Below are 25,830 nucleotides of genomic sequence, written 5' to 3' on the forward strand. Positions count from 1 at the left end.
TTTCTCCATGGCCAAGGTGGACAGAATTCGTCAGCTCATCGCGAAAGAAGCGGCACGCCTCATGTTCGAGGAGGGGGTCAAGGAATACCTTGATGCCAAGCGTAAGGCCGCCCGGCGCTTCGGCCCGGAAAAAGCACTCTCCCTTGGTTCTCATCTCCCTGCCAATTGGCAGATCCATGCCGAGGTGCAACGCCTCATCAACATCCACGATGAAAAAGTGCTGCCGGCGCGGCTGATGCATTTTCGCCTCATGGCCTTAAGGTACATGGAACTTCTGGAACAGTTTCACCCCTATCTGGTCGGCTCGGTCCTGAGCGGTGCAGTCACCGAGCGCAGCGATATCGACCTCCATCTCTTTGCCGACTCCACCGAACAGGTGGAGGCGTTTCTTCTGAGTAAGAGAATTTCTTTCGAGGAGGAACTGGTCACCATCCGCCACGGCGGAGAATTTTTCGAGTATCCACATATCTACCTGGAGGAGGACGGGGTGGTGATTGAGTGCACCGTCTATCCTTCCGAGGACATCCACCGCATCCCCAAAAGCAGCATCACCGGCAAGCCCATGGAACGTGCAGATGCCCGAAAATTGAAAAAGATCATCGCTGACACGGGCTTGCCATAGGAATATGGTCTGTGCACATCCTTGCACCACCGGCAAAAAGTTCTACCCTTTATAGAAGAGTGTGACTTTTTCCCATTCGGGAGGCTGATGCTTCACCCATCGACGTCTTTCATTTTTCTGTCTGATAGCCAGCAAGGAGGCCTTATGAACTACATCAATGTGGGTAAAGAGAACTCCTGCAACATCGACCTCTACTATGAGGATCACGGTGCGGGCAAACCAGTGGTTCTGATCCACGGCTGGCCGCTGAGCGGCGCTTCATGGGAGAAGCAGGTGCCGGCCCTGATCGATGCCGGTTACCGGGTCATCACCTATGACCGCCGCGGGTTCGGCAACTCAAGCAAGCCTCTTTCCGGCTATGACTATAATACCCTTGCCGAGGATCTGCACAAGCTCATGAGCAAGCTCGACCTCCGAGATGCAATATTGGTGGGATTTTCCATGGGAGGTGGCGAGGTGGCACGCTATCTCGGTGTTCACCGCTCAGAGCGGGTCAGCAAGGCGGTCTTCATGGCAGCCATAACGCCATTTCTGCTCAAGACCGCTGACAACCCGGAAGGGGTGGATGGCCAAGTCTTTGACGGCATCAAACAGGCCATAGTTGCCGATCGCCCTGCCTTACTTTCCGGCTTCCTGGAAAAGTTCTACAATCTGGATGAGCTCAGAGGGGAAAGGATCAGCGACGAGGCGGTCCGGCTCAGTTGGAATATCGCAGCCCAGGCATCCCCCCAAGGCACACTGGATTGTGTCTCGGCATGGCTGACGGACTTCAGGGAGGATCTCAAGCGCATCGACATACCGACGCTGGTCATTCACGGCGACGCCGACCGGACGCTTCCTCTGGCAGCGACAGGGGAACGAATTTCCCAGTTCGTCAGGGGGAGCCGACTGGTGAAGGTGGCAGGGGGGCCTCATGGTCTCAACTGGACCCATGCCGAGGCAGTGAACCGGGCACTCCTGGAGTTTCTTGGCCAGGGCAGATGATCCCCCGTGAGAATGAGGCTGACACTAAGAAATGATGGCGTAGTTTTGGACCTGGAAATGGCCTGAGCTGCAATGGCGAGCTTTGAGTTGTAAAGGTGGTGAAATCAGCTGGTAGGCGGCAGACCTGATTTTTCAAGGTCTGCCCCATTGCCCCCGGCAACGGTGGCAACCTTCTCCGAATATTTCACATCAACTGCGATGATCAGTTTAATTCTCTCCGTCAGTGGCTTCCAGTGCCTCCATATTCCGTACCAAGGCTTCAGGTAAAACAGTCTTCCTGTCCTCCCGGAAATCGTAAGCAACCAGCACACCCTTCCCCTCAGCTGCCAATTTGCCCAACCGGTGGCTTACCACACGATATTCCATGGTGAAGCGATCCGCCTCGATGCTGACGATTTTCGCTCCCACTGAAAGGGTATCCGGATAGGTAAGCGGGATCCGGTAGCGGCAATCGGTTGAGGCGAGGACCGTGCCGATACCTGTTTCTTCCATCATCTGCCAGGCACCGATCCTGTCGTAATAAGCGATGCGTGCATTTTCCATGTAGCGGAAATAGACGACATTATTTACATGTTTCTGGGAGTCCATCTCGCCCCAGGCGACGGGAAACTCCACGACAATGGGGAATCCCTTCAAAATCTGGTCAATCATGCCCTGATCTCCCTTTATATACCCCTCTGCACTGTTCTTGCTGTGGGACCAAATTATCAGACAAATTGGCTAAAGACAACGAAAGAGGCGCGTGGCAGGCTTTGAACAACGTACAATCGGTGATCTTTCCACGTTGATTGGAAAATAAATCTTGTATTAAATTGTTACCTTGTTGCCACGCCACCTCAATCTTGATTTGTTAGAAAAAGGTATTAACTTTCATACAGGAGGAACGGAAATGCTGGAAATTTTGCGCAAAAGAAGAAGTATCATCTCCCTGGTTGTCACGGTCCAATTGATACTGTCCTTGGCCGGATGCGGAACGACGGACACGATCGGCGGGGCGAAAAACGTCATCCTGGTTGTCGCAGACGGCATGCAGCTGGAGCACGAACGGGCTGCAGGCAATTACCTTTATGGCGCGCCCGAGGGGGCTTTGCAGCACCAGAAGTACAACTACAAGGGGGCAGCTTCCACTTGGGACGTGACCACCTACAACCGCTATGCCTTTGCGGCTTATTCCAGCAACGGTTTCAGCAGCAGGCGCTACAGCGACGCTACCGTCAATCTGGACAATCTTGCAACCTTCGACCCCGCCCTCGGCTATAATCCTGCAAAAGGGGGAAAACTGCCCTATCGCCAGGATACCACTGGTCAGACCGGGTATTTCGGCACCAAAATAAAGGACAGCAGTACCGGCACTGCCAAATATCCCGCAACAGACTCGGCGTCGGCAGGCACGGCACTGGCGACCGGGTTCAAAACCGATGACGGCAACATCGCCTGGCGTAGCGGCGATCCGGCCAACGGCCGACTTGCCAGCATCGCCGAAATGTATCGCAACCAGAAGAAGGCATCCATCGGCGTCGTCAGCACGGTACCCTTTTCCCACGCCACTCCGGCCGCTTTTGTCAGCCATAACACCAACCGCAACAACTACCAGGCCATAGCCCAGGAGATCATCACCGTGTCCCGTCCGGAGGTGGTCATTGGGGGCGGCAACCCCAACTTCAATGATCCGGCAGGGATTACCGGACCCGCTGCTTACCAGTATGTTGATGCTGCCGATTATGCCGCGCTGAAAGGTTCGACCGAATACACTTTCATCGAGCGTAAGGCGGGTGTTGACGGCGGAACAGCCCTGTCCGGCGCGGCAGATGCTGCGGCGGCAGGAAACAAGAAGTTGTTCGGACTCTTCGGGGGCGCGGGAGGGAGTTTCGAATACCATAAACCAAGTAATGACGGTACTTCGCAGATTACCCGTGGTTCCATTGAAAATCCCACCCTTGCCGATGCTGCCAAGGCAGCACTTAAAGTGCTCGGCAAGAATCGGAACGGCTTTTTTCTCATGGTGGAGCAGGGGGACATCGACTGGTCCAACCATGCCAACGATTATGCTTCCATGATCGGCGGCATCTGGGACCTGAACGAGGCGATTAAATCCATCGAAGCCTACGTGGATCAATCCGGGGATGATGTGACCTGGGATAACACCATGCTTATCGTCACCTCGGACCATGGCAACAGTTATATGCGTTTGGCGAAAGACCTGGCCAAAGGGAGCTTGCCGAAGCAGAACCCCATCAGTGACGGCGGCGCTCCGGCCGGCTATGACAGTTCCGTCGGCTATTATTACGATCCGACGGAGGTGACCTATGGCTTTGCAGGCAAAGGGGTCAACTCCCATTCCAACGAGCTGGTGACCCTCTATGGTAAGGGCGCCGGGCTGTCTCAGCTCTCCGCCTATCAGGGGCTCTGGTATCCGGGGACGACCATTGTCGACAACACCCAGATTTTCAAGGCCATGCTGGGTGCACTGGGACTGATCGACGACAACCGCATCAAGGCCAACTGAGGTAAGCTGAATGCGTTCTCACGGGGCTGAAGGTTGCGAAGTCTTCAGCCCTTCTTCTTTCCTGTCAGCAGATGAAGGTGCCTTACAAGGAATTTCTGTTACCCTTGAGGAGATGACTTCACCTCTCCGCCAATATGCCGTTGCCGAAGATGCCATCCTCCGCTACCGCGTCCATGGCCACGGCAGCCAAAAGCTGATCCTGGTCCACGGTTTGGCTTCCCGCGCCGAAACCTGGACCGACCTCGTGCAGCTTTTCCCTCCCGACCGATATACACTCTATCTCCTCGATCTCCTTGGCTCGGGCGGATCGGCCAAACCTGCCAAGGCCGATTATTCAATTCGCGCCCATGGGCGCCGGCTGCTAAATTTCATTGAAGGATTGGGGCTTTCAGGAGTGACGCTTGTCGGGCATTCGCTGGGGGGAACGGTGGTACTTTTTGCGGCCATCGAGGCCCTGGCCGGACGGGAGGTGTTACTTAAATCTCTGGTCATCATTGGAGGGCCGGGATTCATTCAGCGGCTGCCGCTCGTGGCGCAGGTATTCCGGTTTTCCCTGGCGGGCAAAGCGTTCGTTGCCATCCCTTCGCCGGAGGCGTGGGTAAAAGTCGGCCTGAAAGTCGCCTACTACGACAAAAGACTGGTGGACCGGGAGCACGTGGACCGCTATCTCCCCTGTTACCGGGACCGGGCCGCCAAACTGGCGCTGGTGGCAACTTGCCGTGCCCTCGTCCCCCCCGACAGCGACAGGCTCATCGGCTGCTACGGAAAACTCCGTCTGCCCGTTCTATTGCTGTGGGGGCGGCATGACCGGATTGTCAGTGTGTCACAGGGGGAACGGCTGAAAAAGGCAATTTCCGGAGCGAGGTTGGAGATTATCGGGGATTGCGGGCACAATCCCCAGGAAGAGAGGTCGGAAGAGACTTTCCGTATTATCGATGGTTTTATTCACCATCACATCAGCAGAACAAGCAACAGCTGAACAGCGACGATCTTGCCGATGGTGGCCACCGGATAGACCGAGGCGTAGCCGATGTTCGGGAGGTCGTTGCCGGTCTGCTCCAGGGCATAGCCCAGTACGGCCGGTTGGGTCTGAAGGCCGGCGACCATGCCGATCAACAGGCTGAAGGGAATCTTAAGCAGACGATGGCCGACCCAGAGGGTGGCAAGAGCGGTGAGACAAGTGATGGCGGCGCCGGCGGCGAAGATGGTCAGCCCGCCACCTTGGCTGAAGGTGGAGAAAAAGCTGTAGCCGGCCCGGGTGCCGACTCCGGCCAGGAAAAAGACCAGGCCGATCTGGCGCAGGGTCATGTTGGCGCCGTATGGCAGGCTCCAGACCATGGAGCCGGTGCGGCCGACGGTGCCGAGAATAAGGGCGACGATGAGCGGGCCTCCGGCAAAGCCGAGCTTGATGGTGATGCCTCCCGGCAGCGGCAGCGGGATAGTGCCGAGCAGCAGCCCCAGAGCTAGGCCGAGGCTGAAAGTCATGATGTCCACTTCGCTCACCGCCCGGTACGAATCGCCGAAGTAGGAGGTGACCCTCCCTATCTCCCGGGTCCGGGTCAGAACTCGCACCCGGTCCCCCAGTTCCAGCACCATGTCCTCGTGGGGGAGAAAATCCACATCCCCGCGCCGCACCCTGGTAATCACTGCCCCGAACTTCTCCTGCAGCTTCAGTTCCCCGATGGCGCGCCCCGCCACATGGGTGTTTGAGACGAAGATCCTGCGGTAATCGTATTCACTGCGGTCGAGGCCGATGTGCTCGCTGCTCTGCTCGCCCAGAAAAACGGCAACCCTGTGCAGCTCTTCCTCGGTTCCCACGGCAATCACCATGTCTCCCGGTTCTAAAACCGTCTGTGGTGTTGACAGAAAGACATGATTCCGGCGCTTGATGCGGCCGAACAGCACATCCCACTTCTGCTCGCGGCTCAGCTGGTCGATGGTAGCCGAGATATGGGCATGGGTGACGCTTATGGTGCAATTCAGGAGGGGCTCGCTGCTGGCGCCGAATGTATGCATTCTCTTTGCTTCGGCAGTGTAGTCGATATGCCAGAGACGCTGGACAATGGTGATGGCAAGGACGACGCCGATAACCCCAACCGGATAGGTGATGGAGTAGCCGACAACCGGTTCGGCCAGCATCAGTTCCACTGCCTGTGCCGGCGCGGTGTGTTTTATGGTCTCCAGGGCACTGGCCAGGGCAGGAGTGTTGGTCAGGCAGCCGGCGAACATTCCGGCGGTGAGGGAGGCCTTTAGGTGAAGAAGCCGGTGGGCGATGACGGCAAGTCCCGAGGCAAAAAAGAGCATGCCGATAACCAGCAGGTTGTTGCGCAGTCCTTCCCGCCTTAGGGAAGCGACAAAGGCCGGGCCGCTGGACAGCCCGATGGTGTAAACGAACAGGCCGAGACCTAAGATGTAGACGATCTCCGGCAGCTTCAGGTCCGGATGGATAGAACCTACTGCCAGGCCGACAAAAAGAACGGCGGCAACGCCAAGGCAGCTGCCGTGGACCTTCAGCTGCCCCAGTGGGTAACCGATGGCTGCCACAACGAACAGCAGCAGAAGCGGGTTATTGATGAGAACTTGCAGCATGGACCTGCCGATAAGAAGAAAATTAAAATGATATTTTTCTTATCGGCAGTTTGTACCTGAGCTGAAACAATTTTGCGGCAACGCAGCAGAGCGATCCCGCAATAGTTTTTCAACAACCTGCTGGAAGGTCAGCCTCCGACGATGGTGCCGCCGTTGGGGTGAAGGACCTGTCCTGTCATGTAGGAGCCCCCCTGGGAGGCGAGAAAGACATAGCTGTATGCAATCTCAACCGGCTGGCCAGCCCTTTTCAGTGTCACGTTTTCGCCGAACTGTTCCACCTTCTCCTGCGGGAAACTTGCCGGGATGAGCGGGGTCCAGACCGGTCCCGGTGCGACTGCATTGACCAGTATTCCTTTTTCCGCAAGGGAGAGGGCCAGGGAGCGGGTAAAGGCGACGATGGCCCCCTTGGTGGAGGAGTAATCGATCAATTTCGGGTTTCCCTTGAAGGCGGTTACCGAGGTGGTGTTGATGATCCTTCCCCCTTCCCCCATATGCTTCAGGGATGCCGCCGCCATATGGAAATAGGCGAAGATGTTGGTCCTGAAGGTTCGCTCCAGCTGCTCGGCCGAGATGTCTTCAATGGTTTCGGCATAGTGCTGCTCGGCGGCATTGTTGACCAGGATATCGATCCTGCCGAATCGGGCCGCCGTCTTTTGCACAATGCCGGTACAGAAAGCTTTATCGGCCACGTCCCCCTGGAAATAAAGACAGTCCACACCTTCCCGCTTGACGATCTCCCATGTCTCCATGGCGTCCTGCTCTTCCTTCAGGTAGGCAAAGGCCACGTCGGCCCCTTCCCTGGCGAAGGCGATGGCCACTGCCCGGCCGATACCGCTGTCACCGCCGGTGATGAGCGCCTTTTTCCCCTTAAGCCGGCCACTACCAGCGTATGAAAGTTCGCCGCTGTCGGGACGTGGCGTCATTTGCTGTTCAACGCCGGGCTGTTCCTGCTGCTGCGGTGGAAAACTCTTATCGCTCATGATCAAGCCCTCACATGGACTATTTCATTCTTTCCCTCACCATCCAATGGTGACCCTTGCTTTTGGCGTGATTCATGCCAGCTTCCTTGGCCACTTCCCTGCTGGGTAGCCAGCCGGTAATGGCGCCGCAGCCATCGGTGCAGTGGGGCAGATATTCATGGTCGGTATAGTCGAAATCCATTCGGACCTCCCGGGACTTTTGAGTCCCCAGGCTCCTGTCAAGTCTGATGATTAATGTCATCTCAAAGCCGGAAGCCTTTACTCAACGGCCAGTGCCGGTCGAACTGGAATACGTTCCCATGGTGCCGCCGGCGCCTTGACCCTCTACTCCGAATTTATAGCTGCCGGATCTGCCACCGGTAATACCACCCATACCCTGACTGGTGTCGGTCCCGGTGGTGGTGTCGGGAGAGACTCCGGGATAACTGCCGCCAGTGCGGGTATCCACATCGATGCCGTAATCGCCGTGGGTTGAGCCACCAGCACCGCTGCTGCTGTAGCTCTTATAAGTAGCTCCTCCCGCACCGCTGCCGCTCTCCACTCCGTAACCGGATGTTCCGCCTGTGGAAGTTCCGCGTTCCTCCCGGTACTCAATGGCTCCGCCTGGGCCGCCACTTTCGAAGCTTCTGTAGATGGTAGCTCCACCGGGTCCGCTACTGCTGTAGCTTCGGAAGATGGTTTCTCCGCCAGGGCCGCTGCTGCTGTAGCTCCGATAGATAGTTGCTCCTCCGGCACCCGAGCCGGCGTCAGAACCAAGACCAACTGCAGGTTCGTCCATGGTTTCGTTGTCGTCTGCGCTGAAAGCCAATCCTGACAGGGCAACCAGCGCTGCAGTGACAAAAATAAGACGTTTCGCATTGTTCATCGCTGTTCCTCCTTTGTCTGGGTGTGTTGTGCTGTCAGCTGTATCATGGGTTTTGTAAATTTACTGCGGGCCGATCTGCTCCGTTGACTCGTTTGACTCGGCTTCCAGCCGACCAGTCACTTTTTCAAGCCCTGGGGTAGAGCAGTCGCCTTGTGAAAGCGCTACGCCAGAGGCTACTGCAACTATAGCAATAAAATTAATTTTTACAAATTTATCGCCTCCTGGAGTCCTTGTTTCCCTCCCATGGACCTTTTCCCTCAAATTTTCCCTGCAGGCACCGACTGTAATTCCCATAATTCCAATTGCTCTGCCTGAGCTCACTGGATAGTTTGCGGTTTTGTGAGCAGGCGCACTTATGGCAGTGCCCCTTTCATGTTCTATTGGACCTGCGCTTTCAAACGGAAGGCGGTTCAACACAAGGAGGATCAGAAAGTGACCAGACAATTCATATGTTTGATTGCCGGAGCCCTGTTTTGCGCTTCGCCCGTGCTCGCAGAAAAGGTTGGGACGGAGACCATAAAGCTTGCCAAGTATGATGAAAAAAACCTTTTTCAGTTGAAGAGGCCGGAAGTGGCTTTGGATCTGAAGGAAAAGCATGAATACTACGACATCAGAGGCACCAGCTTGACGGAATTGCGCAAGCAGATGAAAGAAAACGGCACACGGTGGAATGACAACCATACCTATGCGGCCCTGACGACCTGGAATATCAGGTACAACTACGACATTAACGAAAGCGGCGGCAGATATTCTGTAGCTTCGGTGAAAACCAAGGTCGACATAGTCTACCGTTATCCGCGGCTTGCCAGCGCAGCCGGCATGTCCGAGCAACTGGCAGGACAGTGGAGCTCATATATGGAGAATGTCACTATTCACGAAATAGGTCATAAGGACATTGCCGTCAAGGCTGCCGCCGACATCAACGGGGCGCTGTCTTCATTGGGCAACTTCAGTAGCCGGAGGGAACTGAATAATGTGGTTGACCGGGTTGTCGAGGCAAGATTGAAAACCCTGAAGGAGGATCAGATTCGATACGACGCCGAGACCCACCATGGAGAAACCCAGGGCGCAATTCTTCGTTAGCAGGGCTAGTAGCGGACGGAGTAGGCCCGTCCGCTACTAAATCATTCCCCCATGTACTACACCCACCGTATTAACCCCATTCGTAACCCATTCGTCGTGAAAAAAATGACCTTAAGGTTGATTGTTCCTTAACTGCCTTCAATTACACTTGTTTTGTCTCCCGGCATTTCTCTCTCTTTCAAGGAGCAAACCATGAGAACCATCCTGCTCATTATCCTGATCATACTCCTGGTCGGCGCTCTACCCTTATGGCCCTACAGCTCGTCCTGGGGATACTACCCCAGCGGTGGTCTTGGGCTGGTGCTGTTGATACTGCTGATTCTGGCTTTGCTCGGGCACATCTGAAGCATTGTGCATTCCCGGCAGTTTTGACTAGCAGAATAATAAAGGGGCGAAGAATATGAGACGCACATGGATGGCACTCGTTCTGGCCTTTTTCACCTTTTCCGGGTTCCTGATGGCCTTCGGCGGCGAAGACGGCAAGAGAGAAGACTATCAGAAACAGATAGAACTCAGGCTCAGGACATTGAGACAGAATTTGGACGAACAGAAGGCCAGGTCATCGATCCTTAAGGACGATGCGAAGGTACGGTTCGACGAAGATATGCGGATCTTCCGGGAAAAGGAGAAGATCGCGGCTGCAAAACTGCAGAGGCTTAGGGCTGCCACGGCAAGGACCTGGGGGCGGGGCAAAGCAGGAGTGGAAGCTGCCATGCAGGATTTGAACAGGCAGTATGAGATAATGGAGGAACGCCTTAAAAACCCCTGACCGCGTCCCTGTGCAACAGGCCGGTTATCCCACCAGTGCCGCGAGTGTAACGTACCGTTCGGGACATTAGCCCGATCACAGGTAATGCGGCATCCACAAGTCTCATTCAAAATATATATCCCGGAGTCTTGCCGAGCATTCGACTTGGACCAGCCGATTGACGACGATTTGTCCAACGGGTTGCTAAAGACCGGAGCGATCATGTCTGAAAACAGATGGAAACTAGGTCTGGGCGCAGAACTGCTGGACAACGACAAGGCATATTTCAAGGTCTGGGCGCCAAAAGCAGGCAAGGTGGCGCTACGCCTCTTTTCCCCTGGTTCCGAGAGGTCGATCGATCTCGCTGCCGGTGAAGATGGCTACTTTACAACCGAAGTGGAAAAGGTTTCTGCCGGTGACAGCTATCTTTACCTGCTTGACGGCCACACCGAGCGGCCTGATCCGGTATCCCGCTTTCAGCCCCAGGGGGTGCACGGACCTTCCATGATTGTCGATCCCCGGCAATTCCCCTGGCAGGACCAGGGATGGCAGGGGATACCTCTTGAAGCTTACGTTATCTACGAATTGCATGTGGGGGTATTCAGCGATGACGGCACCTTTACCGCGGCCATTCCCCATCTGGACTACCTGAAGGACCTGGGGGTAACGGCGGTGGAGATCATGCCGGTGGCCCAGTTTCCAGGAAACCGCAACTGGGGTTACGACGGCGTTTACCCCTTTGCTCCCCAGAGCAGCTATGGCGGACCCGAGGGACTCAGGGAGCTGGTTGATGCCTGTCATGGCAAGGGGCTTGCCGTCATTCTCGATGTTGTCTACAACCACTTCGGACCGGAAGGAAATTATCTCAACGATTACGGCTACTATTTCACTGATCGCTACCGGACTCCCTGGGGTGATGCCATAAACTTCGACGGCCCCCACAGCGATCAGGTTCGTGAATATTTCATTGCTAATGCCCTCTACTGGATACATGAGTACCACTTCGACGCGCTGCGTCTGGATGCCATCGATCGCATCTACGACCTTGGCGCTACCCATTTCCTCCGAGCCCTTGCCGACGAGGTGCACCGCCATGGGCAGCAGCTGGGGAGGCGGATTTACCTTATTGCCGAGAGCGACCTCAACGATGTGCGGCTGATAAATCCGCCTGAAACAGGGGGCTACGGTGTGGATGCCCAGTGGAACGACAACTTTCACCACGCCCTGCATGCCCTGCTGACGGGGGAAAAGGAAGGTTACTACCAGGACTTCGGCCGCTTCGACCATCTCGTCAAGGCCTTTACTGAAGGCTATGTCTACAGTGGCGAGTATTCCAGGTATCGCAAAAAGCGCCATGGCAATTCGGCCAAGAATTGCCCAACCGTCCAGTTCGTGGCTTTCTCCCAGAACCACGACCAGGTGGGCAACAGGCTTCACGGTGACCGCCTTGCCGCCAAGCTGCCGTTGCAGAAGCTTTTGCTCGCTGCGGGCACGGTGCTTCTTTCGCCTTATCTTCCCCTGTTGTTCATGGGGGAGGAATACGGGGAAAAGGCGCCCTTCAACTACTTTGTCAGCTATGGGGACAGCTTCCTCATAGAAGCGGTGCGCAAGGGGAGAAAAGAAGAATTTGCCGCCTTTGCCTGGGCTGAAGAGGCCCTCGATCCCCAGGATCCGGATACTTTCATGCAGTCAAAGCTTGACCTGAAGGTGCGGCAGGGTGGAGAGCATGCCGCCCTCTTTGCCTGTTACAAAAAACTGCTCTCCCTTCGCCGGGAGGTGCCGGCCCTGGGCTGCGTGGAACGGAGAGAGATGACGGTCATACCCTTCGAAGAGAAACAGGTACTGGCGCTGACGCGGCGGGTGGGAAACAGCAGTGCCCTGTGCGCTTGGAACTATAGCGATACACCCCAGGACGTGGCGGTGGAGCTTGATAACGGCAAGTGGCAGAAGCTGTTCGATTCGGCTGCAACCCAATGGGGCGGGGCGGGAGAGATGGCATATTCGACCCTGACGGCAACCGAAGGACGAGTGCGCATCGCCCTGACCCCATGGAGCTTTACCGTCTACCTGCGGGAGGAGTGAAGGGTGAGGGGTGAGGGGTAAAACCTCGAACTTCGAACCTCGAACCTCATAGAACATAGAACATAGAACCTAGAACCTAGAACATAGAACCTCGAGGTAACAATGGAGCGCTTCATCTGCATTCATGGACATTTTTATCAGCCGCCGCGGGAAAATCCCTGGCTTGAGGCCATTGAAATTCAGGATTCGGCCCGACCCTATCATGACTGGAACGAGCGAATCGCCGCCGAATGCTATGCGCCCAATTCCGCGTCCCGTATCCTGGACGGTGAGGGGTGGATCAAGGATATCGTCAGCAATTATGCCAAAATCAGCTTCAACTTTGGCCCAACACTCCTTTCCTGGATGCAGGGTTGCGACCCGGAACTTTACCAGGCAGTGCTGGATGCGGACCGCCAGAGCATGGAGTGGCGGTCCGGGCATGGTGCTGCCATCGCCCAGGTATACAATCACATGATCATGCCCCTGGCCAATGCCCGCGACAAGTGCAGCCAGGTAGTCTGGGGGCTCAGGGACTTCGAGCACCGCTTCAAACGCTTTCCCGAAGGGATGTGGCTGGCGGAAACGGCTGTGGACCTGGAAAGCCTGGATATCCTGGCCGAGCAGGGGATTAAATACACCATCCTAGCCCCGCGCCAGGCAGCCTCCTTCAGGAAGATCGGCGAAGAGCAGTGGCAGGAATGCAATGGATCCATCGACCCGACCAGGGCCTATCTCTGCCGGCTTCCCTCCAAACGGACCATCACCCTCTTTTTTTACGACGGTCCCATTTCGCAGGCGGTCGCCTTCGAGGATCTGCTTAATCGCGGCGAGGCCTTTGCCAACAGGCTTCTGGGAGGATTCGACGATGGCAGGGACTGGCCGCAGCTTTTCCATATCGCCACCGACGGGGAAACCTACGGCCATCACCACAAGTTCGGCGATATGGCCCTGGCAGCCGCCCTGGACCATATGGAAAGCAACAGCCTGGCCCGTCTCTCCAACTATGGTGAATACCTGGCCAAATTTCCTCCGACCGTTGAGGTGCAAATCCATGAAAATTCTTCCTGGAGCTGTGCCCACGGCATCGAGCGCTGGCGGAGCAACTGCGGCTGCAATTCGGGGGGGCATGGAGGGTGGAACCAGGAATGGCGGGCACCCCTGCGCAGTGCCCTGGACTGGCTGCGGGACCGGCTGGCGGAAAGGTATGATGAGCTGGGACGCCAGTATCTCAAGGACCCGTGGCAGGCTCGAAACGAATACATCCGGGTGGTGCTGGACCGGGATGAAGCAAACCGCAACACCTTCTTCGCGGAGCAGGCGCGCAGGAACCTGAGCGATGATGACAAGGTGGCGGTGCTGAAGCTGCAGGAGATCCAGCGCCACGCCATGCTCATGTATACCAGTTGCGGCTGGTTCTTCGACGAGCTTTCCGGCATCGAGACGGTTCAGGTAATCCAGTACGCGGGAAGGGCACTGCAGCTGTCCCATGGGCTTTTGGGGCAGGATCTGGAAAGGGGATTCAAGGAAAGGTTGTCCGCCGCCCGGTCTAATATCCCGGAAAACGGCAGCGGTACCCAAATCTATGAAAAATTTGCCCTTCCGGCCCAGGTAGACCTGACCAAAGTGGCGGTCCACTTTGCTTTCAGCTCCCTGTTCAGGGAATATCCGGAACAGACCAGGATCTTTTCCTATACGGTCAACGTGGAAGACTACAAGAAGATGGTTACCGAAGATGCGGCATTGGCAACCGGCACGGTGCGCATTGTTTCCGAGATTACCCAGGAGAGCTCCAGACTCATGTTCTGCGTGGTCCGCATCGGCCACCACGATTTCAAGGGGGGGGTAAGTCCCTGCCTGATAGAAGCAGCATGTGCCTCCATCAAGGAGGAACTGCTGGAGGAATTTGACCGGGGGCATTACATAGAAATAGTCGGTCTGTTGGACAAGCATTTCGGCATGCACAATTTCTCTCTCCTGGATCTTTTCCGCGATGAACAGCGGGAAATCCTGAACCTCATCCTCGATGCCACCATGGAGGAGTTTACCCAGGACTATCGCAGCATCTATGAGCACAACCGCCATCTGATGGAGTTTGTCCAGGAGACCGGCATGCCGGTGCCGAAGCGATTTTTGGCTGCTGCAGAGATAAGCCTGAACACGGAGATAAAAGAGGCGCTCATGGCCGAGGATATGGATGGGGACCAGGTGCAGAGGGTTATCGCCAACATGCAGCGCTGGCAGGTGGCTGTGGATCTCCCCGAGGTGGAATACAGCCTGCGCACCTTTGCCGATGGGCTGATGGACCAGTTTTACGGGAACCCATCAGACCTTGCGCTGCTGCAGAGAATCAAGAGGTTCGTCGAGCTGCAGAAGTCGACACCCATTCAAGTGGATCTCTGGGACATGCAGAATGTCTATTACAAATTGGCGAAGACTGCATATCCCCAGTTCCAGAGCCGAGCCGGGGAAGGGGATGGGGCTGCTGCAGGATGGGTTGAGGCCTTCAAACAGCTGGGGGCGATGCTTTCCATGAATCTGGGAACAATATTGCCCGAGGGATAAGATGAGAAGCGAAAACCTTTGCCGCCGGAGGTGTTGATGCTTACCCATTTCCCTTCTCTCCATGGGAGAAGGTGGCCAAAGGCCGGATGAGGGGTAGCGCGCTGATTGCCGGCATCTCCCCTCACCCCTGCCCTCTCCTTCAGGGAGAGGGTGAACGGTAATAAGCGAGCGAGGTATGCTTTCCATGGTAGTCATTAATCCTGTTGGAGGTGCAATGGTAAACGAGAACCCGCCGGCTGCGAGAATACCTGTTGCAACCTACCGGCTCCAGTTCAACCGGCAATTCAGTTTTGCCGCTGCCCAGGAGATTGTCCCCTACCTTAACGATCTGGGGGTGAGCGATATCTATGCATCGTCCTACCTGACCGCCAAAGAAGGAAGCATGCATGGCTACGATGTTGTGGACCAGAACCGGCTCAACTGGGAAATAGGCACCGGCGAGGCGTATGCAGAGTTGATCGGCGATCTGGACAAATTCGGCATGGGGCACATCCTTGATTTCGTCCCAAACCACATGTGCATAGAAAGCAGGGAAAATGCCTGGTGGATGGACGTCCTGGAAAACGGTCCCTGTTCCAATTATGCCAACTTCTTCGATATCAATTGGCAGCCGGTAAAAAAAGAGCTGACCAACAAGGTATTGCTGCCGCTTCTGGGAGACCAGTACGGCAAGGTCCTGGAGAACGGGGAGCTGCGACTGGTCTTTGAAGAAGGGTCCTTTTCCGTAACTTATTATGAAACCAGGCTTCCCGTGGAGCCGACCACCTGGCTGCAGATCCTCAGGCATCGCCTTGACGTGATAGAGGCGGCCTTCTCCGCCGATGCTCCGCTTCTCCAGGAACTGTTGAGCATCATTACCGCGTTGCAGCACCTCCCCACCACCACCGAGCATGATCCGGAAAAGATCGCCGAGCGGTACCGGGAGAAAGAGGTGGTGAAGAAGAGGCTTTTGCTGCTATGCGGCCAGAGTGTGGAGATTCTCAATTTTATCACCGAAAACGTAGCCATCTTCAACGGCAGCAAGGGGGAGCCTGCCAGTTTCGATCTGCTGGACCAGCTTCTCTGCCGGCAGGTCTACCGCCTTTCCTTCTGGAAGGTGGCGACGGAGGAGATAAATTACCGCCGGTTCTTCGACATCAATGCTCTGAGCGCCATCAGGATGGAGGATCCCATTGTCTTCAGGGAAACCCATGCCCTTGTCCTGAGGCTTATCCAGGAAGGGAAGGTGACTGGACTCCGCATCGACCATGTGGATGGCCTTTATGACCCGTTGACCTACCTGGAGCGGTTGCAGCGGAACTGCTTCATCCAGTGCTGCCTGGGTCAATCGGGGGCGGGTCCCGAATTGGCCGATGCCGGAACTGCCGCCGATTGGATAAAGAGGTGCAACGACGACTATAACGGAGTGATTGCTGAAAATCCGTCATACAAGCCATTCTTTATAGTTTGCGAGAAGATCCTGCTCAAGGGGGAGCAACTGCCGGAAGAATGGCCTGTATTCGGCACCACCGGCTATGACTATCTCAATTATCTGAATGGCATTTTCATCGACCAGGAAAACCTCAAGTGGCTGGACCGCAGCTATACCAGGTTTATCCGCCAGACCATCAACTTTGCCGAAGCGGTCTACGAGAAGAAAAAACTGGTCATGCAGGTGTCCATGTCGGGGGAGATCAACACCCTTGGGCATTATCTGAATAACATCTCGGAAAAGAATCGCCTGACCAGGGATTTCACCCTTATCAGCCTGACCCGGGCCATCATCGAGGTCATTGCCTGTTTTCCCGTCTACAGGACCTACGCCAATTCTTCGATCATTCGGGAGAAAGACGTCCAGTACATAGAAACCGCCGTGGCTAAGGCCAAACGCCGCAATCCCGCCATCAGTACTTTCATCTTCGATTTTCTCCGTGATGTCCTGCTGCTCCGCCAGGGGGAGAATGCCAGCGAAGGGGACCGGCTGGAATGGCTGGATTTCGTCATGAAATTTCAGCAGCTTACCGGGCCGGTCACCGCCAAGGGGATGGAGGATACGGCCTTTTACGTCTATAACCGCCTCGTTTCCCTCAACGAGGTGGGAGGGGCTCCGGACAGGTTCGGTATTTCCGTCGATGCCTTCCACAGCCAGAATGCGGACCGTTTCAGGACCTTCCCCCATGCCCTTGTCACTACGGCAACCCATGATTCCAAGAGGGGCGAGGACGTAAGAACCCGAATCGATGTCCTTTCCGAGGTGCCGGAGAAATGGCAAAAGTCGCTGGTGAAGTGGAGCCGCCTCAACAAGCGGAAAAAAACCATGGTGGACGGCCAGCCGGCGCCGGGGCGCAATGATGAATACCTGCTCTACCAGACCCTGGTCGGTGCCTGGCCGGTGGAGGAGGCTTCGAATCCGTTTTCGCCGGGATTTCACGCCAGGATCAGGGAGTACATGGTCAAGGCCACCCGCGAGGCCAAGGTTCATACCAGCTGGATCAACCCCAACGGGACCTATGAAAAGGCACTGACGGACTTTATCGATGCCGTCCTGGGGGATGCTGCCTTTCTCAGGGATTTCAGAGCTTTTGCGGCCTTGGTTTCCCACCACGGCATGTTCAATTCCCTGTCCCAGGTACTGCTCAAGATAGGCTCGCCCGGCATACCCGATTTTTACCAGGGAACGGAACTGTGGGAATTGAGCCTGGTGGACCCGGACAACCGGCGGCCGGTGGATTTCCGCATCCGGCGCGAGATGCTCAGCCGGCTTAAGGAGCGAGAAGCTCAGGTGGGGGCAGGCCCCCTGGTCCGTGAACTGCTGGCGGCGAAAGAGGACGGCGGCATCAAGCTTTACCTCATATACCGCGGCCTCAATTACCGGCGCGCAGAACGCCGGCTCTTTGAAAACGGAGACTATCTACCCCTGGAGGTGCAAGGGGAAAAATCCAGGCATGGATGCGCCTTTGCCCGCAGGTGGGAACGGAAAATCCTGATTATTGCCGCCTCCCGGCTGACCGTCGGACTGGTTGGCGATCTGGGGCCTGTACCCGTCGGCAGGGATGTATGGAAAGACACCGCCCTTTTCTTGCCGTGGGAAGAGCAGGGGGCAAAATACCGGAATATAGTCACCGGCGGGACCATTGCCGGAGCGGACCGGGGTATGGGTACTGCCCTTGAGCTGGCCGAGGTTTTCAGCGATGCTCCGGTCGCCATACTGGAGCGTCTCCACTAACGCGCAGTAGTTTTCCTGTAGAGCAGACATGACATCTCGACGAGGGGGCTCATATGTCTGAAGGGAGAAAACGGGTAGTCATCGAAGGGGTCTTCCCCCAGGTGGATTGCGGCTTGTATCCTGTCAAAAGGATCTGCGGGGACGAGTTGACGGTGAAGGCCGATATTTTCTGCGACGGCCACGATGAGGTGAGCGCCGTTCTGCTCTACCGGGGGGAGACGGAGCAGCCGTGGCGCGAGGAGCAGATGAAGCATGTGGGCAATGACCGCTGGGAAGGCTCCTTTGCCCTCCGGAGCACCGGGGTCTGGCATTACACCATTATTGCCTGGGTGGACCATTTCAAATCGTGGCAGAAGGACCTGCTGAAAAAATACGAGGATGGACAGGATGTGACGGTAGAACTGGACATGATCAGGGATCAACTCAAGAAGGCTGCGGAAACGGCCGCCGGGAATGGGAATCATCAAGCCTCAGAGCGGCTGCATGCGGCGGCGGACGAACTTTCCAGCCGCCATAGCCCGGAACAGCGGGTGGCGCTGGGACTTATTTCTGAAGGACACCTTTACAGCAGTATCATGGACAGGCCACTGGCAACGCGTTATCACCATGAGCTTTCGGTGGTCGTCGAGCGTGAGAAGGCCGGCTTCAGCGCTTGGTATGAGCTGTTTCCCCGGTCCCTGGGGACAGACGGCAAGCGGCACGGTACCTTTCGAGACTGTGAGGAGCTTCTGCCCGAATTGGCGGGAATGGGCTTCGATGTGCTCTATATCCCCCCCCTCCATCCCATTGGTTCCACCAATCGCAAGGGAAAGAACAATGCCCCAACAGCCGACCCGGACGATCCGGGCAGTCCCTGGGCCATCGGCGCCATAAGCGGGGGACACGCCCAGCTTCATCCCGAGCTGGGTACCATGGAGGACTTCGAATCCCTGGTGGTCAAGGCGGCGGCCCATGGCCTTGAGGTCGCCCTCGACCTGGCCTTCCAGTGCTCCCCCGATCATCCCTATGTGCGGGATCACCCGGAATGGTTTTTCTGGCGGCCTGACGGCACAGTCCAATTTGCCGAAAATCCGCCGAAGAAATACCAGGACATCATCCCCTTTTACTTTGAGACACCGGACTGGCAGTCGCTCTGGCAGGAGCTGAAGCGGGTCGTGACCTTCTGGATCGAAAAGGGGATTCGCATCTTCAGGGTGGATAACCCGCATACCAAGCCCTTCCCTTTCTGGGAATGGCTGATAGGCGAGATAAGGCGCGATTATCCGGACGTGATCTTCCTGGCCGAAGCCTTCACCAGGCCAAAGGTCATGTACCGTCTGGCCAAGCTGGGCTTCAGCCAGTCCTACACCTATTTCACCTGGCGGACCACCAGGGACGAGCTGACCGCCTACCTGGGGGAGCTGACCCGCAGCGAGGTGCGGGAATTCTTCCGACCCAATTTCTGGCCGAACACTCCTGATATCCTCCCCATGCATCTCCAGTACGGGGGGCGGCCGGCTTTCATCATCCGCCTTGTCCTGGCGGCGACCCTGTCATCCAGCTACGGCATCTATGGCCCGGTCTTCGAGCTGGGGGTCAACGATGCCTTGCCGGGGAAAGAGGAATACCTGGACGCGGAGAAATACGAGATCAGGAACTGGGACCGCAATGCCCCCGGTAACCTGAAGGAGCTGATTACGACCATCAACCGCATCCGCCGGGAGAATCGCGCCTTCCACAGCACCTATAACGTTACCTTCTATGAGACGGACAACGACAACCTCATTTTCTACAGCAAGGTCTCCCGTGACGGCGGCAATATCATTCTCGTGGTGGTAAACCTGGACCCGACAAGGGTTCAAGGGGGGAGGCTGCACGTTCCCCTTGAGCAGCTTGGAATTGCTCCGGGGCATCCCTATCTGATCCACGATCTCATCAGTGATGAAAAATCCATCTGGCAGGGGGCCTGGAATTTCATCGAGCTGGACCCCCGCCGGATGCCGGCACGCATTTTCCAGATCCGTCCGCGTCTGCGCCATGAGGCGGATTTCGACTACTACATGTGACGAATCGGCAGGAGTAAAGCCATGACAGGACTGAAAGACGAACCCCTCCTGTGGTACAAGGACGCCGTTATTTACGAGGTTCACGTCCGAAGCTTTTACGACAGCAACGGCGATGGCATCGGCGATTTCCGCGGGCTCTTGAAAAAGCTCCCCTTTCTCCATGACCTGGGGGTGACGGCAGTGTGGATCCTGCCGTTTTATCCGTCGCCACTCAAGGACGACGGCTACGACATCGCCGATTATTACCGCATCCATCCCGATTACGGCACCCTCGGGGACTTCCAGGCGGTGCTGCGCGAGGCCCACCGGCTGGGTATCAGGATCATTACGGAGCTGGTGCTGAACCATACCTCCGATCAGCACGCCTGGTTCCAGAAGTCGCGCCGGGGTGGGCCACGGTCGGTGTGGCGGGATTTCTACGTCTGGAGCGACACCCCGGCCAAATATCAGGATGCGCGGGTCATCTTCAAGGATTTCGAGTCCTCCAACTGGTCGTGGGATCCGGTGGCCAAGGCCTACTTCTGGCACCGGTTCTATTCCCATCAGCCGGACCTGAATTACGATAATCCACGGGTCCACGAGGCTATGCTGCAGGTCCTCGATTTCTGGCTCGGCATGGGGGTAGATGGTTTAAGGCTCGATGCGGTGCCGTACCTGTACGAGCGGGAGGGGACCAACTGCGAGAACCTGCCGGAGACCTACGCCTTTCTCAACAAGATCCGCCAGTTCATGGACGAGAAATATCCGGGGCGGATGCTCCTGGCCGAGGCCAACCAGTGGCCGGAGGACGCGGTTTCCTACCTGGGGAGCGGCGCCTGCCACATGGCTTTCCACTTTCCTCTCATGCCGCGCATGTTCATGGCCCTGCAGATGGAGGAGTCCTTTCCCATCATCAACATTCTGGAACAGACTCCGGGCATTTCCGAACATTCTCAATGGGCGCTCTTCTTGCGCAACCACGACGAACTGACCCTGGAGATGGTCACCGACGAGGAGCGGGATTACATGTACCGGGTCTATGCCAGCGACCCCCGAGCCCGCATCAACCTGGGTATCCGCCGTCGCCTGGCGCCGCTCATGGGGAGTGACCGGCGCAAGATCGAGCTGATGAACGTGCTGCTCTTTTCTCTGCCCGGCACTCCCATCATTTATTACGGCGACGAGATCGGCATGGGGGACAACTATTACCTGGGGGACCGTAACGGCGTCCGCACCCCCATGCAGTGGAGTCCCGACCGCAATGCGGGCTTTTCTGCTGCCAACGCACAGCGTCTGTTCCTGCCGGTGATCATCGATCCCGAGTACCACTACGAGGCGGTCAATGTGGAGAACCACACCCGTAACCCGTCATCGCTGTTGTGGTGGATGCGGCGTCTCATCGATCTGCGCAAGCAGTATAAGGCCTTCAGCCGTGGCTCACTTGAGTTTGTCCGGTTACGCAATCCAAAAGTCATTGCCATGATCAGAAAATTCGAGGAGGAGACAATCCTCATCTTCATCAACCTGTCCCGCTTTTCCCAGGTGGTGGAGATAGCCTCTCCTGAGTTTCTCGGCCATGTACCGGAGGATATCTTCAGCCGCAATCGGTTCCCGGTGATCAAGGACAGCCCCTACGTGTTGATTCTCGGGCCATACAACTACCATCTCCTGCTCATGTCCAAGGCCCAGGAGGCGGAGGCGCCTGCAGCGGAATATGTGTGTCCCGAATTGTCGGTAAGCGGTTCCTGGGAGAACATCCTGAGACGGTCAGGTTTGGCCCAGATGGAGCGGCGGGTGCTTCCCGGCTACCTGCGAAAGACCCGCTGGTTCCGCAGCAAAGGGCAGACCATAAGCAAGCTGATCATCGGCGATAGTCTGCCCGTGCCGGCCGATAATACTTCCTTCTTCCTGAGCTTTATCGAGACCGCCTACACCGAAGGGCAGACCGAGACCTATCTCCTTCCCCTGCATTACCTGCCGTTGACCGAAGGTGAAGAAATCCTGCAGGAATACCCTGAGGCGGTCATTGCCCGGTTGAAGGTGAACAATGAAGACGGCATCCTTTACGATGCCATGTACAGCAGCATCTTCCGTCACGTTATTTTCGGCCTGATCGCGGGAAGAAAGCGTATTGAGGGATCTGAGGGAAGGGTCTTGTCCGGGCGTCCCGGACATTCCTTTGCCGCCATTTTCCGGGAAAAGAAGGCACCGCTGCAATCCAGAGTGGGCAAGGTTGAGCAGAGCAACACGGCTGTCCATTTCGACGAAAGTTTCTTCTTCAAACTTTACCGGCGCGTGGAGGAAGGGGTCAATCCCGAGGTGGAAATTGGCAGATTCCTGACGGAAAAGGATCGCTTTGCCCATGTTGCACCGCTGGTCGGGGTACTGGAGTATTGGCAGAAAGGGACGGAACCGATCACCCTTGGTATCATGCAAGGGCTGGTAGAGAACCAGGGGGATGCCTGGGGGCTGACCATGGACGAGGTTGGGGAATACGTGGAACGGGTCCTGGCAAGCAAGGAGGATATGAAGGTGACGCCGCGGCTGCCGGCCAATATCTATGATGCCGATCACGGGGCGCTTTCACCGAAAATGCAGGAACTGATGGGAGGCTTTTATCTGGAGATGGTGCCCCTCTTAGGCAAGAGGACGGCCCAGCTGCATCTGGCCCTGTCTGCCCACAGCAAATACCCGGCTTTTACCCCGGAGCCATTTTCCATCTTCAACCAGCGCTCGCGTTTCCAGTCCATGCGCAACAGGGTCCGCACCGTCTTCGATCTTCTGAAGCGGAACCTGAAAAACCTCAAGGACGAGATCCGGCAGGAGGCGGAACACTTGCTCTTGCTGGAACAGGAAATCATCAAAAAGCTCGGCAAATTTACCGGCCGCCGGTTTTCTGCAATGAAAACACGCATCCATGGGGATTATCACCTGGGACAGGTGCTCTATACGGGCCAGGATTTCATCATCATCGATTTCGAGGGGGAACCGGCGCGTTCCATGCGGGAAAGAAGGATCAAGGATTCGCCGCTCAGGGACGTTGCCGGCATGATCAATTCGTTCCAGTATGCGGCCTATGCAGTGCTGGTGCAGCATGCCCATATCCGTACCGAGGATATTCCTTTCCTGGAGCCATGGGCCGAAGCCTGGTACCGTTACGTGGCCGGCACTTTCCTCCATGCCTATCTGCAAAATGTGAAAGGTGCCCAATTTATCCCCAGCCTGGAGGCGGACGTACAGACCATCCTCGACATATACATCCTGGACAAGGCGATCCATGACCTGGGCTATGAGATCAACAACCGTCCCGACTGGCTGTTGATACCTCTGCGCGCTATTCAGCGTCTGATGAAGAATGCGGATCAGGCAGAAGAGATGGTCAAATGAAAAATATTTAAAAATAAGTTGCTTTTAATTTAAAACTATTTATACTTGTCCTGCATGCTCGCTCTGCATAGCCTGGATTGCAGGCTGTTGAAACCCAACAGCTTGCTATAAGGAGGTACGGCAATGACAAGGTTCTATCAGGGGATAGTGATGGCGGCAGTTATTCTTTCCGCCGGAATCATCGGCCAGATCGATGCGGCCAACGAGATGAACATGAAGCTGGAGAACCATGCCGAAGCCAGGCGGCAGGAACAGGCAACCGTGCGGCAACAACAGCCACCGGAGATGAAGACAGCAATGGCCGGGCTTAACGAAAAAGATAACCACTTCCCCTGAAAATGGAAGATTCTCTGAGACGATGAAAAAGACCCGAGCTTGCTCCGGGTCTTTTTTTATGGCGAAGGGCAGTTGCATGACCAGGAATGGTCTTGACTGGCAAAGCGATTGCGGTTAGACTGCATCGGCTTTCACAAAGCCGCTCGAAGCGGCATCAGGCGCCCGTAGCTCAGCTGGATAGAGTACCTGGCTTCGAACCAGGGTGTCGGGAGTTCGAATCTCTCCGGGCGCGCCAATAATTAAACAAGAGGTTATGGTTTTGGCCATAGCCTCTTTTTTTGTGCCGTAGTAAATGCTAATGAAATTTTTCCGGATAGCATTGGGTAGGATTGACTGTCATTCCTTCCACAACACTGCTGAAAGTCGCAACTCATTAAGCCCGGCGCGAGCTTCCCGCCAAGTAGGAAAATGCTCTCTATGTCAGGGTTCGAACGTGGGGATTGCGCGCCTCATGAACTCGTCAAACAATGGCACAGTGAAAGCCACATCTCCGTATGATGGGCTATAGATCATTCCTTTTTTTATCAGGCCGGCACGTAACGGCCCCATGGCGCTAATCTTTATATGCAACTGATCTGCAACGTCACTGGTGCGACAAGCGCCACCACCAAGTTCGGCCATTGCTCGCAGAAACATCTTTTCGCGCGGAGTCAACCGGTCGAACCGCACCCTGAAGAAGTTTTCATCCAATCGCTTTGAGACCAGATCGCTGGCTTCCTGCACAACCTGCAAAGAAATTGGGGAGGCAACGGCATGGTTCCAGACCTGATAACCCCATTCTTGCAGGAAATAGGGATAGCCTTGAGTCAATCTGAATATTTCTGCCAGGGCGTCAGGGGCAAATTCTTCGTGAGCTGCCCGTACGGGATCTTGAAGTGCCTTATTCGCATCCGGTTCCGGCAGTGGGCCAACCTCTGGAAAATTAAATAATCGCTCGGCGTACGATTTGGACTCTCCGGCCAGACCCGGCAGGATTGGCAGACCGGCGCCAATAAGCACCAGTGGGAGCTGACTCTGCTGCATTTTGTGCATTGCCATGATCAGGGCACTCAGTTCCAGTTGCTTGAAGTACTGGATTTCGTCGATTAGAATGGTTACTGCAACACCGCGTTCCTGTGCTGCTTCAGCCACGGTCATGAAGAGGCTGGGAAGATCGACCTCAAGGTCGCCGCTGTCAGCCGCACCCGACTCCGGTTCAATGTCCAGACCGATGTCGAACTCGCCCATCGAAATCTTGATTGCGCCGACAAAGCTCTTGAGCACGGCAAGCCCCCTACGAGCCTTATCTCCGGCTCCGGCGATCCGGTCTAGATCGAACAAAAGGCGCCGCAGATGTGGGGCCAGCAGGACAGCCAGGGATTTCCCTTCGTGCGCTTCAACCAGGATGGTACGATAGCCAATATTTTTAGCTCTCCGTTCAATCTCATTGAGCAGCACAGTCTTACCAACTCCGCGCAGCCCGGTGAGCAATAGGCTCTTCTCCGGCCGTCTTGCGAGCACCCGGCCCAAAAGGACTTCCGCCTGTTCCAATATGGCGTTGCGACCTGCCAATTCTGGTGGTGGAGAACCCGCTCCGGGGGAGAAGGGATTTTTGATTTTATCCATAACCACCTCACTTCTATAAAGATATATAAGGTTATATCAGAAAAATGCTATAAGTGTATATAAATTGCTATAACCATCAGCCTGATAGAGATAGATCACACCAACCGTGTCCTCCTGTTAATAATTCCTGCATCATCCCCCTCGCAAACCCGCATGTCTGCTGGGCATGATTTCCTTCAGGCGGTAGCATCTTTATTACGTGCGTTCGAATACGCCACCTCTGGCAATTTGCGGCATTTAATAAATTGACAATGTGCCGTAAATAATATA

General features: G+C 55.9%; 19 protein-coding genes and 1 tRNA gene. 14 read left to right on the forward strand and 6 right to left on the reverse strand.

Annotated elements, in window-relative coordinates; genetic code table 11:
• Positions 1-7 precede the first annotated feature (7 nt).
• Together GEOB_RS06005 and GEOB_RS06010 are read left to right on the forward strand one after the other, a co-directional pair.
• The gene (locus tag GEOB_RS06005) at positions 8-622 is read left to right on the forward strand and encodes a nucleotidyltransferase domain-containing protein (protein WP_012646292.1); all 615 of its coding nucleotides are present in this window, start codon (positions 8-10) and stop codon (positions 620-622) included.
• 144 nt (positions 623-766) lie between these two features.
• On the forward strand, positions 767-1,606 hold the full coding sequence (locus GEOB_RS06010) for an alpha/beta fold hydrolase (RefSeq protein ID WP_012646293.1): 840 nt from the start codon (positions 767-769) through the stop codon (positions 1,604-1,606).
• Between the two features lie 207 nt (positions 1,607-1,813).
• On the opposite strand, the gene GEOB_RS06015 is transcribed toward GEOB_RS06010, so the two are convergent.
• Positions 1,814-2,257: an acyl-CoA thioesterase gene (locus tag GEOB_RS06015; protein WP_012646294.1), complete on the reverse strand. Its 444-nt coding sequence runs from the start codon at positions 2,255-2,257 to the stop codon at positions 1,814-1,816.
• A 238-nt stretch (positions 2,258-2,495) separates the two neighbouring features.
• Between GEOB_RS06015 and GEOB_RS06020 the strand changes: the two genes are divergently transcribed.
• Entirely contained in the window at positions 2,496-4,112 is a 1,617-nt protein-coding gene (locus tag GEOB_RS06020; RefSeq protein WP_012646295.1) for an alkaline phosphatase, read from the forward strand.
• Between the two features lie 10 nt (positions 4,113-4,122).
• A complete protein-coding gene (locus GEOB_RS06025; RefSeq protein ID WP_012646296.1) occupies positions 4,123-5,091 on the forward strand; it encodes an alpha/beta fold hydrolase in 969 nt (322 codons plus the stop codon).
• Here GEOB_RS06025 and GEOB_RS06030 read toward each other — a convergent pair.
• From GEOB_RS06030 to GEOB_RS06040, 4 genes are all read right to left on the reverse strand, one after another.
• Positions 5,064-6,701 (reverse strand): aspartate:alanine exchanger family transporter, encoded by a 1,638-nt coding sequence (locus GEOB_RS06030; protein ID WP_012646297.1) that lies wholly within the window; start codon positions 6,699-6,701, stop codon positions 5,064-5,066. The two genes, GEOB_RS06025 and GEOB_RS06030, sit on opposite strands and share 28 nt — an antisense overlap.
• 128 nt (positions 6,702-6,829) lie before the next feature.
• Entirely contained in the window at positions 6,830-7,681 is an 852-nt protein-coding gene (locus tag GEOB_RS06035; protein ID WP_012646298.1) for an SDR family oxidoreductase, read from the reverse strand.
• A 19-nt stretch (positions 7,682-7,700) separates the two neighbouring features.
• On the reverse strand, positions 7,701-7,862 hold the full coding sequence (locus GEOB_RS20280; protein ID WP_012646299.1) for a hypothetical protein: 162 nt from the start codon (positions 7,860-7,862) through the stop codon (positions 7,701-7,703).
• A gap of 81 nt (positions 7,863-7,943) precedes the next feature.
• Positions 7,944-8,546 carry a hypothetical protein gene (locus GEOB_RS06040; RefSeq protein WP_012646300.1) on the reverse strand — a complete coding sequence of 201 codons (603 nt, stop codon included), beginning with the start codon at positions 8,544-8,546 and terminating at the stop codon, positions 7,944-7,946.
• A 432-nt stretch (positions 8,547-8,978) separates the two neighbouring features.
• Here GEOB_RS06040 and GEOB_RS06045 point away from each other — a divergent pair, with 432 nt between their 5' ends.
• The 10 genes from GEOB_RS06045 to GEOB_RS06085 all read left to right on the forward strand — a co-directional run bounded on the left by GEOB_RS06045 (position 8,979) and on the right by GEOB_RS06085 (position 24,190).
• The gene (locus GEOB_RS06045; RefSeq protein WP_012646301.1) at positions 8,979-9,629 is read left to right on the forward strand and encodes a DUF922 domain-containing Zn-dependent protease; all 651 of its coding nucleotides are present in this window, start codon (positions 8,979-8,981) and stop codon (positions 9,627-9,629) included.
• Between the two features lie 192 nt (positions 9,630-9,821).
• Positions 9,822-9,974 (forward strand): DUF3309 family protein, encoded by a 153-nt coding sequence (locus GEOB_RS19705; RefSeq protein WP_012646302.1) that lies wholly within the window; start codon positions 9,822-9,824, stop codon positions 9,972-9,974.
• 55 nt (positions 9,975-10,029) lie between these two features.
• Positions 10,030-10,398: a sll1863 family stress response protein gene (locus tag GEOB_RS06050; protein ID WP_012646303.1), complete on the forward strand. Its 369-nt coding sequence runs from the start codon at positions 10,030-10,032 to the stop codon at positions 10,396-10,398.
• Positions 10,399-10,599: 201 nt separating this feature from the next.
• Positions 10,600-12,459, forward strand: coding sequence for a malto-oligosyltrehalose trehalohydrolase (gene treZ, locus GEOB_RS06055; protein WP_012646304.1), 1,860 nt, complete (start codon positions 10,600-10,602; stop codon positions 12,457-12,459).
• Positions 12,460-12,561: 102 nt separating this feature from the next.
• The gene (locus GEOB_RS06060; RefSeq protein WP_012646305.1) at positions 12,562-15,003 is read left to right on the forward strand and encodes a DUF3536 domain-containing protein; all 2,442 of its coding nucleotides are present in this window, start codon (positions 12,562-12,564) and stop codon (positions 15,001-15,003) included.
• Positions 15,004-15,217: 214 nt separating this feature from the next.
• Positions 15,218-18,208: a malto-oligosyltrehalose synthase gene (locus GEOB_RS06065; RefSeq protein WP_012646306.1), complete on the forward strand. Its 2,991-nt coding sequence runs from the start codon at positions 15,218-15,220 to the stop codon at positions 18,206-18,208.
• Positions 18,209-18,261: 53 nt separating this feature from the next.
• On the forward strand, positions 18,262-20,253 hold the full coding sequence (locus GEOB_RS06070) for an alpha-1,4-glucan--maltose-1-phosphate maltosyltransferase (protein ID WP_012646307.1): 1,992 nt from the start codon (positions 18,262-18,264) through the stop codon (positions 20,251-20,253).
• A 21-nt stretch (positions 20,254-20,274) separates the two neighbouring features.
• Positions 20,275-23,619, forward strand: a complete 3,345-nt coding sequence (gene treS, locus GEOB_RS06075) for a maltose alpha-D-glucosyltransferase (RefSeq protein ID WP_012646308.1) — start codon at positions 20,275-20,277, stop codon at positions 23,617-23,619.
• A gap of 123 nt (positions 23,620-23,742) precedes the next feature.
• On the forward strand, positions 23,743-23,955 hold the full coding sequence (locus GEOB_RS06080; protein WP_012646309.1) for a hypothetical protein: 213 nt from the start codon (positions 23,743-23,745) through the stop codon (positions 23,953-23,955).
• A 158-nt stretch (positions 23,956-24,113) separates the two neighbouring features.
• Positions 24,114-24,190, forward strand: a tRNA-Arg gene (locus GEOB_RS06085).
• A 185-nt stretch (positions 24,191-24,375) separates the two neighbouring features.
• On the opposite strand, the gene GEOB_RS06090 is transcribed toward GEOB_RS06085, so the two are convergent.
• The gene (locus GEOB_RS06090; protein ID WP_012646310.1) at positions 24,376-25,560 is read right to left on the reverse strand and encodes an AAA family ATPase; all 1,185 of its coding nucleotides are present in this window, start codon (positions 25,558-25,560) and stop codon (positions 24,376-24,378) included.
• Positions 25,561-25,830: the final 270 nt, after the last annotated feature.

The organism is Geotalea daltonii FRC-32 (genome assembly GCF_000022265.1).
GTDB classification, from domain to species: Bacteria; Desulfobacterota; Desulfuromonadia; order Geobacterales; family Geobacteraceae; genus Geotalea; species Geotalea daltonii.

Excerpts from the sequence above, each read along its gene's own strand:
- GEOB_RS06005 (WP_012646292.1), top strand. The coding sequence starts at position 8 with ATGGCCAAGGTGGACAGAATTCGTCAGCTCATCGCGAAAGAAGCGGCA.
- GEOB_RS06010 (WP_012646293.1), top strand. The coding sequence starts at position 767 with ATGAACTACATCAATGTGGGTAAAGAGAACTCCTGCAACATCGACCTC.
- GEOB_RS06015 (WP_012646294.1), bottom strand. The coding sequence starts at position 2,257 with ATGATTGACCAGATTTTGAAGGGATTCCCCATTGTCGTGGAGTTTCCC.
- GEOB_RS06020 (WP_012646295.1), top strand. The coding sequence starts at position 2,496 with ATGCTGGAAATTTTGCGCAAAAGAAGAAGTATCATCTCCCTGGTTGTC.
- GEOB_RS06025 (WP_012646296.1), top strand. The coding sequence starts at position 4,123 with ATGCGTTCTCACGGGGCTGAAGGTTGCGAAGTCTTCAGCCCTTCTTCT.
- GEOB_RS06030 (WP_012646297.1), bottom strand. The coding sequence starts at position 6,701 with ATGCTGCAAGTTCTCATCAATAACCCGCTTCTGCTGCTGTTCGTTGTG.
- GEOB_RS06035 (WP_012646298.1), bottom strand. The coding sequence starts at position 7,681 with ATGAGCGATAAGAGTTTTCCACCGCAGCAGCAGGAACAGCCCGGCGTT.
- GEOB_RS20280 (WP_012646299.1), bottom strand. The coding sequence starts at position 7,862 with ATGGATTTCGACTATACCGACCATGAATATCTGCCCCACTGCACCGAT.
- GEOB_RS06040 (WP_012646300.1), bottom strand. The coding sequence starts at position 8,546 with ATGAACAATGCGAAACGTCTTATTTTTGTCACTGCAGCGCTGGTTGCC.
- GEOB_RS19705 (WP_012646302.1), top strand. The coding sequence starts at position 9,822 with ATGAGAACCATCCTGCTCATTATCCTGATCATACTCCTGGTCGGCGCT.
- GEOB_RS06050 (WP_012646303.1), top strand. The coding sequence starts at position 10,030 with ATGAGACGCACATGGATGGCACTCGTTCTGGCCTTTTTCACCTTTTCC.
- treZ (WP_012646304.1), top strand. The coding sequence starts at position 10,600 with ATGTCTGAAAACAGATGGAAACTAGGTCTGGGCGCAGAACTGCTGGAC.
- GEOB_RS06060 (WP_012646305.1), top strand. The coding sequence starts at position 12,562 with ATGGAGCGCTTCATCTGCATTCATGGACATTTTTATCAGCCGCCGCGG.
- GEOB_RS06065 (WP_012646306.1), top strand. The coding sequence starts at position 15,218 with ATGGTAAACGAGAACCCGCCGGCTGCGAGAATACCTGTTGCAACCTAC.
- GEOB_RS06070 (WP_012646307.1), top strand. The coding sequence starts at position 18,262 with ATGTCTGAAGGGAGAAAACGGGTAGTCATCGAAGGGGTCTTCCCCCAG.
- treS (WP_012646308.1), top strand. The coding sequence starts at position 20,275 with ATGACAGGACTGAAAGACGAACCCCTCCTGTGGTACAAGGACGCCGTT.
- GEOB_RS06080 (WP_012646309.1), top strand. The coding sequence starts at position 23,743 with ATGACAAGGTTCTATCAGGGGATAGTGATGGCGGCAGTTATTCTTTCC.
- GEOB_RS06090 (WP_012646310.1), bottom strand. The coding sequence starts at position 25,560 with ATGGATAAAATCAAAAATCCCTTCTCCCCCGGAGCGGGTTCTCCACCA.